General features: G+C 64.9%; 11 protein-coding genes. 8 read left to right on the forward strand and 3 right to left on the reverse strand.

Going from position 1 to position 13,719, the window contains the following annotated elements; genetic code table 11:
- Positions 1 to 12: 12 nt before the first annotated feature.
- The gene (locus AC3WJD_RS05850; protein ID WP_492745377.1) at positions 13 to 1,101 is read right to left on the reverse strand and encodes an alpha/beta hydrolase; all 1,089 of its coding nucleotides are present in this window, start codon (positions 1,099 to 1,101) and stop codon (positions 13 to 15) included.
- On the opposite strand from AC3WJD_RS05850, the gene phaR reads away from it, so the two are divergent.
- From phaR to ligD, 6 genes are all read left to right on the forward strand, one after another.
- Positions 1,100 to 1,648 (forward strand): polyhydroxyalkanoate synthesis repressor PhaR, encoded by a 549-nt coding sequence (phaR, locus tag AC3WJD_RS05855; protein ID WP_492745378.1) that lies wholly within the window; start codon positions 1,100 to 1,102, stop codon positions 1,646 to 1,648. The genes AC3WJD_RS05850 and phaR overlap by 2 nt on opposite strands.
- 248 nt (positions 1,649 to 1,896) lie before the next feature.
- Entirely contained in the window at positions 1,897 to 4,101 is a 2,205-nt protein-coding gene (locus AC3WJD_RS05860; protein ID WP_492745380.1) for a TonB-dependent receptor, read from the forward strand.
- Positions 4,101 to 5,210, forward strand: coding sequence for a PepSY-associated TM helix domain-containing protein (locus AC3WJD_RS05865; RefSeq protein WP_492745382.1), 1,110 nt, complete (start codon positions 4,101 to 4,103; stop codon positions 5,208 to 5,210). The genes AC3WJD_RS05860 and AC3WJD_RS05865 overlap by 1 nt, the downstream gene beginning before the upstream one ends.
- Before the next feature lie 57 nt (positions 5,211 to 5,267).
- On the forward strand, positions 5,268 to 6,581 hold the full coding sequence (locus AC3WJD_RS05870; protein ID WP_492745384.1) for a metal-dependent hydrolase family protein: 1,314 nt from the start codon (positions 5,268 to 5,270) through the stop codon (positions 6,579 to 6,581).
- Between the two features lie 62 nt (positions 6,582 to 6,643).
- Complete coding sequence (ku, locus tag AC3WJD_RS05875) at positions 6,644 to 7,507, forward strand: non-homologous end joining protein Ku (protein ID WP_492745386.1); 864 nt, start codon at positions 6,644 to 6,646, stop codon at positions 7,505 to 7,507.
- A 3-nt stretch (positions 7,508 to 7,510) separates the two neighbouring features.
- Positions 7,511 to 10,105, forward strand: a complete 2,595-nt coding sequence (gene ligD, locus AC3WJD_RS05880) for a DNA ligase D (protein WP_492745388.1) — start codon at positions 7,511 to 7,513, stop codon at positions 10,103 to 10,105.
- Here ligD and AC3WJD_RS05885 read toward each other — a convergent pair whose 3' ends face one another.
- Positions 10,106 to 10,927: a class I SAM-dependent methyltransferase gene (locus AC3WJD_RS05885; RefSeq protein WP_492745390.1), complete on the reverse strand. Its 822-nt coding sequence runs from the start codon at positions 10,925 to 10,927 to the stop codon at positions 10,106 to 10,108.
- Between the two features lie 58 nt (positions 10,928 to 10,985).
- Between AC3WJD_RS05885 and AC3WJD_RS05890 the strand changes: the two genes are divergently transcribed.
- Both AC3WJD_RS05890 and AC3WJD_RS05895 read left to right on the forward strand, forming a co-directional pair.
- Positions 10,986 to 11,171, forward strand: coding sequence for a hypothetical protein (locus AC3WJD_RS05890; RefSeq protein WP_492745444.1), 186 nt, complete (start codon positions 10,986 to 10,988; stop codon positions 11,169 to 11,171).
- 137 nt (positions 11,172 to 11,308) lie between these two features.
- The gene (locus tag AC3WJD_RS05895; protein WP_492745392.1) at positions 11,309 to 12,049 is read left to right on the forward strand and encodes a DUF4377 domain-containing protein; all 741 of its coding nucleotides are present in this window, start codon (positions 11,309 to 11,311) and stop codon (positions 12,047 to 12,049) included.
- A gap of 7 nt (positions 12,050 to 12,056) precedes the next feature.
- On the opposite strand, the gene AC3WJD_RS05900 is transcribed toward AC3WJD_RS05895, so the two are convergent.
- Complete coding sequence (locus AC3WJD_RS05900; RefSeq protein ID WP_492745393.1) at positions 12,057 to 13,583, reverse strand: TadA family conjugal transfer-associated ATPase; 1,527 nt, start codon at positions 13,581 to 13,583, stop codon at positions 12,057 to 12,059.
- Positions 13,584 to 13,719 lie beyond the last annotated feature (136 nt).

Genomic DNA, 13,719 nt, shown 5'->3' on the forward strand with positions numbered 1-13,719 from the left:
GGGCGCTCTCTATCACTGGTGCTGCAATTGCGAAAGCCAGCGGCCGAGCGGTTGCCACAGGTTTTCTTGTGCACTGCGGCCAACGACCATGCCGACATGACCCGCGCCCAGCTCCAGGCGACTTGGCAGACCAGTCGCGGTCGCCGCGGGCACGATCTTGTCTTTCAGGGAAATGATGTCGAATACCGGGCAGGTGATGCTCTCGGGCAGGATCTGCTTGCCCGCGACCGACCATGCCCCCTGTCCGGGTGTGTCACTTCCGAAAAAATCCTCGAATGCCTGCCTTCCCGCGCCGAAAGTCAGGGGGGCGCCGCCATTGGCCCAGTCCTCGAGCGCGACAAAGCCGCGCATTGCCGGGTCCGCCGGATCAAGCGCCGCCAGCGCCTCGTACTTCGCGATCGTCCGCGCGGGGTCGAGCCGCCAGAAGGCGGTCTGCAGAACCTCCATCGGCAAGGAGCCGATCATGTCGCAACTCGCCCTTGCGCTCGCCCAGAGCGCCAGCATGTCCGCGCGCGCTGCGGGGGGGAAGCCGTTGAAGTTCCACGGCGCCGCGATAAGCGCGAGCCCTGCCATGGGTCGCAGTGCCGCGGCGGCGAGCGCCATCGTGCCGCCGAGGCAATAGCCCGCGAGGGCGGGGCGCGCGTCCAGTGCGTCGATCAGCGGCAGCAGGAATTTTTCGATATGGCCGGCGATGTCGAGATCGCGTTCCTCGGCAAGCGGGACTCCCCAGTCGAGCAGCAATGGGCGGATGCCCGCACCGATCAGCCAGCGCAGCATGGAATTGTCCTCGGCAAGGTCGAGCACGAAGGGCGGGTTGATCAGGGATGGCACGAAGATCACCGGGCGGCCGCTGCCGCCATAATCACGCAGGCACGCCCTGCCAGAGCGCGCAACGACGGGCATCGGCGCCGGCCGATCGTGTCGCGGCGCGTGCTGATAGGCGCGCAATCCCGCCAGTGCCGCCGCCATGCGTTCGGGCGATGCTGCGGTTTCGCTGCGCAGCAAATCCAGAAACAGCGGCAGCGGGCGGGGCCCGTGTTGCGGTGCGGCATCAAATGGTGCAGTGTCGTACATATTTGTTTGCGGGGTATTCTCTATCATGAAGAAATCTTCGTCAGGGGACGGCACGGTCATCATCAAGAAATACGCGAACCGCCGCCTCTACAATACCGATACCTCAAGCTACATCACGCTCGACCACCTCGCCCAGATGACGCGCGAGGGGCGCGAGTTCAAGGTGCTCGACGCCAAGACCGAGGAAGACATCACGCACAATGTGCTGACCCAGATCATCATGGAGGAGGAAGCACGCGGCCAGACGATGTTGCCCGTCAACTTCCTGCGCCAGCTGATCTCGATGTATGGCGATTCGATGCAGGCCGTCGTGCCGGGCTATCTCGAAGCGTCGATGGAGAGCTTTCGCCGCAATCAGGAACAGTTCCGCAGCGCGGTCGAGGGCGCGTTCAGCCACGGACCCTTTGCCGAGATGGCGAAGCGCAACATGGCGATGTTCGAGGCGGCGGCCAGCGCGTTCAAGCCGGGGAGCGAAGCAAAGCCTGCCGCGCCCGAAACCAAGGACGACGAGATCGAGGCGCTCAAGCAGCAGCTCGCCAGTCTCCAGGACAAGATCGACAAGCTGAGCAAATAGGCGCGAACTGCGCGGACGCGCGCTCCGACTTCACATTTCACGCATAGGCCATCTGGATGCGACCTTCTTCGCCGGCAGCCGCTCGGCCGCCGGTGCGGAAGCGTACGGGGCAGCATTGCAGATCGTCATTTGTGCGGTCCGGCGTAAGGTGAGGAGGCGGCAAGCAAATCCACAAAGTCGCTATTGCTAGTCATTCTCATTGCCGTTAGGGCGCATCCGGATTGTTGCGTCTTAAGGGGAATCGTTTCGTGCGCCGTCTTGCCTTTCGCTCGTCCTTGCTTGCCTGCGTGGCCTTCACCTGCCTGCCGGCGCACGCCGAAACCGCGGATGAGGCGAGTGCGGTCGATGCGGGGGACGCAGACGCGATCGTGGTGACTGCCGCGCGTACCGAACTGCCTGCGAGCGCGCTGCCCTTGACGGTCGACGTCATCGACTCCGAAAGTCTTGCGCAGCAGGTTTCGATCGCAGGTTCCGTGGTCGATGCGGTCTCCAACCTGTCGCCATCCTTCTCGCCGACCCGGCAGAAACTGTCGGGCGCGGGTGAGACGCTGCGTGGGCGTTCACCGCTTTACGCGATCAACGGCGTTCCGCAGTCGACGCCGATCCGCGACGGATCGCGCGACGGCTACACGATCGATCCCTTTTTCATCGACCGGATCGAGCTGATCTACGGCTCGAACGCGCTTCAGGGCATCGGTGCGACGGGCGGCGTCGTCAACCAGGTAACCGTTGGGCCGCCGACCAAGGACGGCTTCAGCGGTCGCGCATTACTGCAGGGCTCCGCAGACAATGATTTCTCCAGCGACGGATTCGGCGGCAAGATTGCAGGTCTCGTCAGCTGGCGTGGCGGAGCGTTCGACGCGACGGTAGGCGCGACCTATGAGACGCGCGGCGCCTTTTACGATGCTGACGGGCGCCGGATCGGCGTCGACGGCACGCAGGGCGAGGTGCAGGATTCGAAGAGCTGGTCAGTATTCGGCCGCTTCGGCTGGCAGGTGAGTGACAGCGTGCGGCTCGATCTCATCGCCAACCATTTCGAGCTCAACGGCGATGGTGACTATGTGGTCGTTGCGGGCAACCGCGCGACCGGTCTACCGACGAGCAGCAAGCGCGGCACCGCGCCCGGCACGCCGCCGTCCAACACGGCCAATTCGGTGTCGCTGACGCTGACCGACGACGATCTGGCGGGCGGGCATCTCGTCGCGCAGCTGTTCTACAACAAGACGAACGATGTGTTCGGCGGCCCCGTGCCACGCCCCAACGACACCTTCCAGGATCCGACGATCGCGCCCAACGGAACATTGTTCGACCAGTCGGCGAACAAATCGCGCAAGATCGGCGGCAAGATCAGCTACGAGCGCACGATCATTGACGGCCTGACCGGAACAATCGGCTTTGACGCGATGGTCGACAAGACCGAGCAGTCGCTCGTCCAGACCGGCCGTGCCTGGGTCCCGCCCACCGAGTTCGTGACGCTCGCGCCGTTCGGCCAGCTCAATCTCGCGCTTCTCGACGACAAGGTGCATCTGGCGGGCGGCGTGCGTTGGGAGAATGACAAGCTCAAGGTGGACGACTTCCACACGCTCGCCTCGACGACGCTGTCGCGCCCCGCGCCCAACAATGTCTTCGGCGGCGTCGCCGTCTCGGGTGGCTCGCGCTCGTTCCAGGATGCCTTGATCAACGGCGGTGTGGTGATCGAGCCGGTCGAGGGCGTGCGTGCCTACGCCTCCTATGCCGAGGGTTACACCATCGCCGATATCGGCCGCATCCTGCGCGGGATCAATCAGCCCAACATCGACATCGATACCTATATCGACCTCGAACCCGTGGTGTCGAACAATCGCGAAATCGGCGTCGAGCTGAAGCGCGGCCCGCTCAACGCCAGCGCTGCCTATTTCTGGTCGTCGAGCAAGAAGGGCAGCCTTCTCGTGCTGCAGAACGGCGTGTTCAACGTTCAGCGCCAGCGCATCGAGATCGAGGGGCTCGAACTCAATGTGGCGGTGCAGATGCCGATCCCGGGCCTTGATGTCTCGGCGGGCTATGCGCATCTGACGGGCCGCACCGACAGCAACCAGGACGAGGTGGTCGACATCGACCTTGACGGCGCCAATATCTCGCCCGACCGCTTCAACCTCGCCGCGAATTATCGAAATGGCCCGTTCAGCGCGCGTCTGCAGAGCCAGTTCTACCTGTCGCGGCGGTTCGACCTGTTCATCAACCCCACGGCAGCGCAACTTCTGACCGAAAAGGAAAATGCGTTCGACGGTTACACAGTGGTCGACGCGTCGGTGCGCTACGCGACCAGATTCGGCGGCATCTCGCTCAGCGTCCAGAATCTGCTCAACGAACAGTATATTACCTACAACAGCGACACGACGCGCGCGGGGGACAATCTGCTTTATTTCGCTGGCCGCGGACGCACCTTCACGCTGGGCTGGGACTATCGCTTCTGATGATGCGCGCGCTCGACCTGATCCATCGCTGGACCGGCGGGCTGATCGGCCTGGTGCTCGCGGTGCTCGGATTGAGCGGCGCGATGCTTGTCCACAAGGATGCGTTCCTGCGCGCGACAGTGCCGCACGCCGCCGATGCCTATCGCGGCGACGCGGCGGCGATCGGCGGGGCGGCCGCGCAACTGTTCGACGCCGCGGACGCGCCGCGCTCGATCGTGCTCGCAACCGACGGCAGGGGGCTCCACCAGTTCAACTTCGGCAAAGGGGCAGGGGGTTATGCCGATCAGGCGGGACATGTCGTCGCGCGCTGGGACAGCAGCTGGGGTCGCCCCGAAACCTGGCTGTTCGACCTGCATCATCACCTGCTGACCGGCGACACGGGCGAGACGATCGCGGGAATCGCCGGGCTCATCGGGCTCGGTTTCGTCATCACCGGGATCATTCTGTGGTGGCGGACGCGCAAGACCTTTGAATTCCGCATCTGGCCCAAGCGCATGTCGCGCCCTGCGATCGTCCGGCACCATCGCGATCTGGGCGTCGTCATCGCACCGCTGCTCTTTCTGTCGATGCTGACGGGTACGGTGCTTGTGCTCAAGCCCGTCCGGAATTTCCTGCTCAGCCCCTTCTCGTCGCCCGCCGAAATGAAGGCGGCGCTGGCCCCGCCCGAGCACAAGGGCGGCGCGCTGGCTATCAAGGGGGAGGGCTGGGTCCGCCTAGTCGCTGACGCCAAGGCGCGCTTTCCGGACGCCGAGCCGCGCGTCATCGCGCTGCCCGACGAGCCCGGCGAAATGATCGCGATGCGGTTGCGCCGCGCCGATGAATGGCTGCCGCAGGGGCGCACCTATGTCTGGTTCGACCCTGCCGACGGGCGCGTGGTGGGGACGCGCGACGGGCTCGCACTGCCGCTGGGTTCGCGCATCTTCAACCTTGCCTATCCGCTTCATGCCGCCAAGGTCGGCGGCCTTGCCTACCGGCTGGTGATGACCGTCTCCGGCCTGACGCTGGCGATGCTCGGCGGTTTCGCGGTCTTCACCTTCTGGTCGTCGCGCGGGCAGCAGCGCAAGGCGCGGCGGCGTGCCGCGACAAGGCCTGTGTCGTCACGCGGTTGACAAGCCCGGCACGCCCTTTAGCTCCTGAAGCATAACCAAATGTTCGAGGAGCGGGGTATGCGTATCTGGGGTGGAATGGCGGCGATGGCGCTCGTGCTGTCGGCGGGCATGGCAGCGGCACAGCAGCCGGCGCAATCGGCGGAGACATGGATTCATGCGGGCCGGTTGCTGGACCGGCCGGGCAAGGCGCCGCGCGGCGCCACCACCATCATCATCCGCGAGGGCAGGATCGCAGAGGTGCGTGACGGCCATGTCGCGCCACCTGCCGGCGCGAAGCTGGTCGATCTCTCCAACCGCTTCGTGCTGCCCGGGCTGATCGACAGCCACGTCCATCTCGATTCGGACGCGGGGGGCGTTCAGGCGCTCGTCGAAAGCATCGAATCCGAGCCCGCCACGAACGCCTTTCGCTCGATCGTCAACGCGCGCAAGACGCTCGACGCCGGCTTTACGACCGTACGCAATCTCGGCGACGGCAGCGGCGCGACGCTGGCGCTGCGCGATGCGGTGGCGAAGGGCGTGGTGCCCGGTCCGCGGATCATCGATGCGGGCCGCCCGATGTCGACCACAAGCGGCCATATGGACGCGACGCTCGGCATTGCGGAGGAACTGCACAGCGCGATCAATCAGGAAAATCTCTGCGACGGCGCGGACGAATGCCGCAAGGCGGTACGCAAGCAGATCCGCCGCGGCGTCGACGTCATCAAGATCGCGACCACCGCTGGGGTCAACAGCCGCATCGGCGCGGGGCTCGGACGCCAGATGTTCGACGACGAGGTGAAGGCGCTCGTCGATACCGCGCATCTCTACGGCAAGAAGATCGCGGTGCACGCGCATGGGGTCGACGGGATCAACATGGCGCTTGCCGCAGGCGCGGATTCGATCGAGCACGGCACGCTGCTCGACGACCAGAGCATCAAGCTCTTCAAGCAGTCGGGCGCCTGGTATGTCCCGACGCTCTCGACGGTGAACGGCTATCTCGAGCGGCTCGCCGCCGATCCCGATGCCTATCCGCCCGCGGTGCTCGAAAAAGTGAAATGGCGCATCGGCATCACCGGAAAGGCGCTCGAAAAGGCGGTGCCCGCGGGCGTGAAGATTGCATTCGGAACCGACGCCGGCGTTTCCAAGCATGGCCGTAATGCCGATGAGTTCGCGCTGATGGTCAAGCACGGCATGACGCCGATGCAGGCGATCGAGGCGGCGACGGTCAACGCCGCGACGCTGCTCGGCGTCGAGAAGGAGGTCGGCAGCCTCGAACCCGGCAAGGCGGCCGACCTGATCGCGGTTTTGGGCGATCCGCTTGCCGACGTCTCGGTGCTGACGCGCGTGTCGTTCGTGATGAAGGATGGCCGGACCTACAAGGCGGTCGACTGATCCCATCGGAACCCGCGTGCCGCCTCGCTCATTCTGACTCCGTAGCAAAGGAGCAGAAGCAAATGGCGGCACGCGCTTACTGGCAGGGCCAGATCCGGCTGGCGCTGGTCTCGATCCCGGTGGAGATCTACTCCGCGACCAAATCGGGCGCCTCGATCGCGTTCCGGCAGATCCACGAACCTTCGGGCAAGCCGATCCGCTACGAAAAGGTCGTGCCGGGTATCGGCCCCGTCGACAAGGACGAGATCCTCAAGGGCTTCAAATATGAAAAGGGCAGTTATGTGCTGCTCGAACCCGACGAGATCGAGGCGGTCAAGCTGGAGAGCAAGAAGACGCTCGAGCTCACCCAGTTCGTCGACATGCACGAGATCGACGTGCTCTATTACGAGAAGCCCTATTATGTCGTCCCCGCCGACGATCTGGCCGAGGAAGCCTATGTCGTGCTGCGCGAGGCGCTGAGGCGCACGAAGAAGGTCGGGCTCGGCCAGCTCGCGATGCGCGGCCGCGAATATGTAGTGAGCCTCAAGCCCTGCGGGCGCGGCATGGTGATCGAGACGCTGCGCTACGCCGACGAGGTCAATCGCGCGACCAGCTATTTCCGCGACATCGGCGATGCCAAGCCCGATCCCGAGCTGCTGGAACTCGCCGAGGCGCTGATCGAAAAGAAGGCGGCTCCCTTCGATGCCAGCGAATTCCACGACCGCTATGTCGATGCGCTGAAGAACCTTGTGGAGAAGAAGCGCAAGGCGAAGGGACGCAAGATCATCGAGGACAAGGACGAGGAACGGCCCAGCGGATCGAACGTGATCGACCTGATGGCCGCGCTCAAGAAGTCGATCGAAAAGCCGGCGGGCAAGGCGCCGGCGAAGAAGAAGGCGCCCGCCAGGCCCGCGGCCAAGAAACCCGCGACGCGCAAAAGGGCGTGAACGATGGCTCGCGCCGCCGATCCGCTCGGCGAATATAACCGCAAGCGCGACTTCGCGAAGACCGCCGAGCCGCGCGGCCAGCGCGGGCGCGAGACGGGCAACAGCTTCATCGTCCAGAAGCATGATGCCACCCGGCTGCACTATGATTTCCGGCTCGAGCTCGACGGGGTGCTGAAAAGCTGGGCGGTGACACGCGGGCCCAGCCTCGACCCCGAGGACAAGCGGCTCGCGGTACGCACCGAGGATCATCCGCTGAGCTATGGCGGCTTCGAGGGCAGCATTCCCAAGGGCGAATATGGCGGCGGGACGGTGATGCTCTGGGATCGCGGCACCTGGACGCCGGTACCCGGCAAGGACCCGCGCAAGACGCTGAAGGATGGGCACCTCCATTTCACGCTCGATGGCGAGCGGATGAAGGGTGAATGGTTGCTCGTCCGCATGAAGCCGCGCCCCGGCGAGAAGCGCGAGAACTGGCTGCTGCGCAAGATCGACGACGAATATGCGGGCGCGGCCGATGCCTTGGTCGCGCGCGAGCTGACCAGCGTGAAGACGGGCCGGACGATGGCCGAGATCGAGGCGAAAGCGCCCCCGACCTCGCTCAAGGGCAAGAAGGGCAAGGCGTTCGACGCCGCAATGGCAAGGGCCGCAAAACTCGATCCTCCCCGCGCGAAGCGGGGGGAGGGGGACCATGCGAAGCATGGTGGAGGGGCCGGCTCAGCGATTGCCCCTCCACCGCCGTTCCGGCGGTCCCCCTCCCCGAGCAGAGCTCGGGGAGGAACAGCGAAGCTACCCGCCTTCCACGCGGTCCAGCTGGCGACGCTGGTCGATCATGTGCCCGCGGGCACCGGCTGGCTGCACGAGATGAAATATGACGGCTATCGCTGCCTGCTTGGCGTGGGCGGCGGCAAGGCCAGGATTTACACGCGCTCGGGGCTCGACTGGACCGACAAGTTCTCCGAGATCGCTGAGGCCGCACTCGCGCTCGACCTCCCCGCCCCGCTGATCGATGGCGAGATCGTCAAGCTCGACACCAGGGGGAATCCCAATTTCTCGGCTCTTCAGGCGGCACTGAGCGAGGGACGGCAGGGCTTCACGCTCTTCGCCTTCGACCTGCTTTCACTCGATGGCAAGGATCTGACGGGCACTCCCAATATCGCGCGCAAGGAAAAGCTCGCCGCGCTGCTCAGGGACGCGCGGTCGCCGATCGTCTATGCCGAACATGTGCTCGGCGGTGGCGAAAAGCTCTTCGATGCCATCTGCAAGGCGGGGCAGGAGGGTGTGGTCTCGAAAAAGGCCGATGCCCCCTATCGCGGACGGCGCACACAGACCTGGCTCAAGACCAAATGCACCAGGCGGCAGGAGTTCGTAATCCTGGGCTGGACGCCGAGCAGCGCCAGCGGACGAACCCTGCGATCGCTGATCCTCGGACTCAACGACAGCGATGGACTGCGCTATGCGGGCAAGGTTGGCACGGGCTTCAATGCGCGCAATATCGATACGCTCATGGCGGGGCTCGGGAAGCTCGAGCGCAAATCGGCGCCCGTGGAGGTTCCCCGCGCCGAGACGCGAGGGGCGCGCTGGGTGACGCCCAGGCTTGTAGCCGAGATCGCGTTCGCGGAATTCACCGCGGAAGGCGTGGTCCGCCATGCGAGCTTCATCGGCCTTCGCCAGGACAAGCCGGCGGCTGCGGTGAAAGAGGAGAAGGCCGTTATGCCGGAGGCTTCGGAAATCGTCGGTGCGAGCGTCAAGATCAGCAATCCCGATCGGCTGATCTTTCCCGAGGCGAAGGTCACCAAGGGCGATCTCGCCGCCTATTACGAGGCGATCGGATCGGCGATGGCGCCCTGGGCGCTCAATCGTCCAATCAGCCTTGTGCGCTGTCCGCAGGGGCGGGCGAAGAAGTGCTTCTTCCAGAAGCACGATGCGGGCAGCTTCGGCGAGGCGGTAAGGCATGTCGACATCCGCGAGAAGGACGGCAGCGTCGAGCCCTATCTCTACGCCGCCGACATCGACGGCCTGATCGCCTGCGTCCAGATGGGAACGATCGAGTTCCACGGCTGGGGCTCGTCGGTACCCGATATCGAAAAGCCCGACCGCATGGTCTTCGATCTCGACCCCGATGAGGCGGTCACTTTCGAAGACGTCAAGAAAGCCGCGCGTGATCTGCGCTCGACGCTCGACGATCTCGGCTTGACGAGCTTTCCGCTGCTCTCGGGTGGCAAGGGGCTGCATGTCGTGGTGCCTCTGACCCCCGACGCCGAATGGCCCGCGGTCAAGGATTTTGCGCAGCGTTTCGCGCTGGCGCTGTCCGAACGCGAACCCCAGCGCTTCATCGCGACCATGTCAAAAGCCAAGCGCAAGGGGCGGATCTTCATCGACTGGCTGCGCAACCAGCGCGGCGCGACCGCGGTCCTGCCCTATTCGGCACGTGCGCGTGCGGGGGCGCCGGTGGCGGCGCCCGTTTCCTGGAACGAATTGTCGAAGATCGAGGCGCCCTCGCAGTTCAGCGTGCGCGATGCGAAGAAGCTGCTCACGCGCGCCGCATCGTCGGCGCTCGGGGGTTGGGGGGAAGCCGCACAGCGGCTTCCCGCCGTGTGATCATTTTGCCGGTTTCACGAACTTGAGCGTCATGCGGTCGCTTTCGCCGATCGCCAGATAGGCCTCGCGATTGTTGTCGCCTTCGCCCAGCGTTGGCGGCAGGCGCCAGACCTTGCCATCGGCCTTGTCCTTGGGATTGGCGTTGATCTCCGATTCCGCGGCCAACTTGAAACCCGCCTTTTCGGCGAGCGCGACGATGGTGCTGCGCTTGGTATAGCCGCTCGACTTTTCGAGTGCCGCATCGCTGCTCTCGGGCAGTCGGTGGTCGACGATGCCGAGCACGCCGCCGGGCTTCAGCACGCGGAAGAAACTCGCAAAGGCGCGCTCGGCCAGCGTCGGGTCCTTGTCCATGATCCAGTTGTGGACGTTGCGGAAGGTGAGCACGACATCCGCGCTGCCGTCCGGCACCGACGCGGCCGTCATCGGGAAGTCGGCCCATTTGGCCTTGCCGAAGGTTGCGGGATCGCCCGCGACCTTGGCCTTGAGCGAGGTCAGGTAGCGTCCTTCGGGCTGTGCGAGATAGAGCGTGCCGCTCTTGGCCAGATAGGGCGCCAGTATTTCGGAATACCAGCCGCCACCGCCGGGGCTGACCTCGACCACGGTATCGCTCGGCTTCACGCCGAAAAAGCCGAGCGTTTCGGCGGGATGGCGATATTTGTCGCGCGCCTTGTTGGCATCGCTGCGATGCGGCGCGGCGGTCGCCGCCGCCAGTTCGGCCGATGGGGCGGCGGTGTGAGTGGCGTGCGCCGAATGGTCGGTCTGGGCGTGCAGCGGCGTGATGCCAACAAAAAGCGCGGCGGATGCTGCGAGGTACTGGCGCATCGAAACTCCTCTCCTATCTGGATGGACGGATAGTGGCGGCGCGGAAAGGGCCTTGCAAGTGCAGCTTTGGGGATTGGCGGGCGCGTCCGCCGCATTGGCGGTCTTTGCGAGCTATGCCGACCGCAGGCGCCAGCGCCGCGACGATCTCGACAAGGTCGGATTCATGCCCTGGACGCTGATCACGCTGTTCTCGGTGATGGCGGCACTGGTGCTGACCGCGGTGGCGCTCAAGCTGCACCAGTGAGGCTGTCCCGCGGGCCCCAAGGCGCAGGTTGCTCGCATGGGACACATCAAAAAGCCGCTTGGGCTCCAATGATGTGCTAAAGGCGCGATTCATCTGAACTTCGGCAACCGCCTTCAACATGCGGAAGGAGTGAACCGATGAAGATCAATCGCGCCACTGGCCTGATGCTGTGCGGCCTTGCCGCAGTGCTTGCCGGATGCGCCCAGCCCGAGAATGGAGGGCTGGCGACTGTGACACAGCCCGACGCCGCAGCCGCGCTTGGCGCGAGCCGCTGGGACCTTGTCGAATGGACAGGGCAGACCTTGCCCGATGGACGCAAGCTGCGGCTCGATTTCGACCCGACCAATGGCCGGTTTTCGAGCTCGACGACGTGTAACCGCGTGATGGGCGGCTATCGGGCCGAAGGCAGCACGCTCAGCATGGGCGCTGGCCGCGGCACGATGGCCTCGACGATGATGGCATGCCCCGAGCCCGCAATGGCGATGGAGCGCGCCTATGTCGATGCGCTGACCGGCGTGAGGAGCTTCAGCCTGACCGGCGATCGGCTGACACTCAACAGCGCCAACGGCGTCGCGCTGACCTATCGGGGCGTGCACAAGCCCGCCGCCGCTGCGCCGCGCAAGTTCATCTATGTCTCGGCCGAGACCAGGCCGTGCACGGGCGTCGCGCCGATGACGTGCCTGCAGGTCCGCGAGAAGGAAGACGACCCCTGGCAGCTGTTCTATGGCAGCATCGACGGCTTCCAGTTCGAGCCGGGTATCGAATACCGCCTGAGGATCATCGAGGAAAAAGTCGACAATCCCCCCGCGGACGCCTCATCGATCCGCTGGACGCTCGATCAGGTGATCGAGCAGCGCGTGGTGAAACCCACGCGCTGATACGGCGTCAGAGGCACGCCTCGAGGAAGGGCTGGTCGAAGCCGAACTGCTTGGCCTTTTCGAGCGTGTACGGGCGCAGGCCCATCGCGCGATACTCGCCGATGATCTTCCCGTCGGGGCTCTCGTCGAGATACTCGAACTTGAACAACTCCTGCGTGACGATCACGTCGCCCTCCATCCCGATCACTTCGGTGATGTTGGTGGTGCGGCGCGAGCCGTCGCGCAGGCGCTTCACCTGCACGATCAGGTCGACCGAGTCGGCGATCTGCCGGGAGATGGCTTCCTTGGGCACCTTGATGTCCGACATCATCACCATGTTCTCCATACGCGCCAGCGCCTCGCGCGGGCTGTTGGAGTGGAGCGTGCACATCGAACCGTCGTGACCGGTATTCATGGCCGCGAGCATGTCGAAACACTCGCTGCCACGAATTTCGCCGAGGATGATGCGATCGGGACGCATACGCAGTGCGTTGATGACGAGGTCGCGGATGCTGATCGCGCCCTGACCTTCGAGGTTGGCGGGGCGTGTTTCGAGCGGCAGCCAGTGCGGCTGCTGCAGGCGAAGCTCGGCCGCGTCCTCGATCGTCAGCACGCGCTCGCCCGGATCGATCATCTTGGACAGCGCGTTGAGCATCGTCGTCTTGCCCGAACCGGTACCGCCCGAGATGACGATGTTAAAGCGGCTCGCGCCCGCGATCTTGAGGCATGTGGCCATTTTGGGGCTCATCGAGCCAAAGCCCGCCATCATGTCGAGCGTGATCGGCTTGTCGGAGAATTTACGAATCGAGATCGCGGTGCCGCGCAGCGAAAGCGGCGGCACGATCACGTTGACGCGGCTGCCGTCCTTGAGGCGGGCGTCGGCGAGCGGGGTGGTCTGGTCGACGCGGCGGCCGACCGAGTTGCAGATGCGCTGCGCGATCTGGAGCAAATGCTCCTCGTCGCGAAACTGGATCTGCGCGATCTCGAGCTTGCCCTTGCGTTCGATATAGGTCTGCTCGGGACCGTTCACCATGATATCGGAGATGTCCTTGTCGGCGAGCAGCTCCTCGAGCGGCCCGAGGCCGAGCAGTTCGTCGACGAGCACCTTCTCAAGCGCGAACTGTTCGCGACGGTTGAGCGTCAGCTTGAGCTCGGCGAGCACCTCGCCGATGATGGGACGGAATTCCTCGGCCAGCTCGTCCTTGTTGAGCGTGGCGGCCGCCTCGGGGTCGACGCGTTCGAGCAGGCGCGGCAGCACCTGTTCCTTGATCTTGTGGACCGAGGCCTCGAAGCCTTCGACCTTGCTCGAATGCGTGTGAACGTCGTTCATGCGGCTGTCGAGCCGGTTCATCGCGTCGCTTTGGGTTGCGGGCGATGCCGCCATGTCCTCGGGCGCGATCGCGCCGGGATCGAGCGGCGGAAACTGCGCCCCGCCGAGCGGCTCGTTCGGCCCCTTGGGCGGGATACCGCCGCCCTGCATCGGGCGCGCTACACCGAAGGACGGCCGATTGTTCGCACCGCCGCCAATTCCACCCCGTTTTCCGAATGCGCTCATGCCTGCCTGCAATCCCTTGTCCGGCGCCCCAACGGGCATTGATGGAGAAGGTGAATAGGATGGAAACTTTGACAATTGCCTAATTGCGGCGTTCGTTGCGCGGACGCGCTGCAGGCGCGATGGCAAAGTGGGGAAC

It is taken from the genome of Sphingobium sp. FW306-1B-F04DB (genome assembly GCF_058781925.1).

Excerpts from the sequence above, each read along its gene's own strand:
- ligD (WP_492745388.1), top strand. The coding sequence starts at position 7,511 with ATGGCTCGCGCCGCCGATCCGCTCGGCGAATATAACCGCAAGCGCGAC.
- AC3WJD_RS05870 (WP_492745384.1), top strand. The coding sequence starts at position 5,268 with ATGCGTATCTGGGGTGGAATGGCGGCGATGGCGCTCGTGCTGTCGGCG.
- phaR (WP_492745378.1), top strand. The coding sequence starts at position 1,100 with ATGAAGAAATCTTCGTCAGGGGACGGCACGGTCATCATCAAGAAATAC.
- AC3WJD_RS05885 (WP_492745390.1), bottom strand. The coding sequence starts at position 10,927 with ATGCGCCAGTACCTCGCAGCATCCGCCGCGCTTTTTGTTGGCATCACG.
- AC3WJD_RS05895 (WP_492745392.1), top strand. The coding sequence starts at position 11,309 with ATGAAGATCAATCGCGCCACTGGCCTGATGCTGTGCGGCCTTGCCGCA.
- AC3WJD_RS05865 (WP_492745382.1), top strand. The coding sequence starts at position 4,101 with ATGATGCGCGCGCTCGACCTGATCCATCGCTGGACCGGCGGGCTGATC.
- ku (WP_492745386.1), top strand. The coding sequence starts at position 6,644 with ATGGCGGCACGCGCTTACTGGCAGGGCCAGATCCGGCTGGCGCTGGTC.
- AC3WJD_RS05900 (WP_492745393.1), bottom strand. The coding sequence starts at position 13,583 with ATGAGCGCATTCGGAAAACGGGGTGGAATTGGCGGCGGTGCGAACAAT.
- AC3WJD_RS05850 (WP_492745377.1), bottom strand. The coding sequence starts at position 1,101 with ATGATAGAGAATACCCCGCAAACAAATATGTACGACACTGCACCATTT.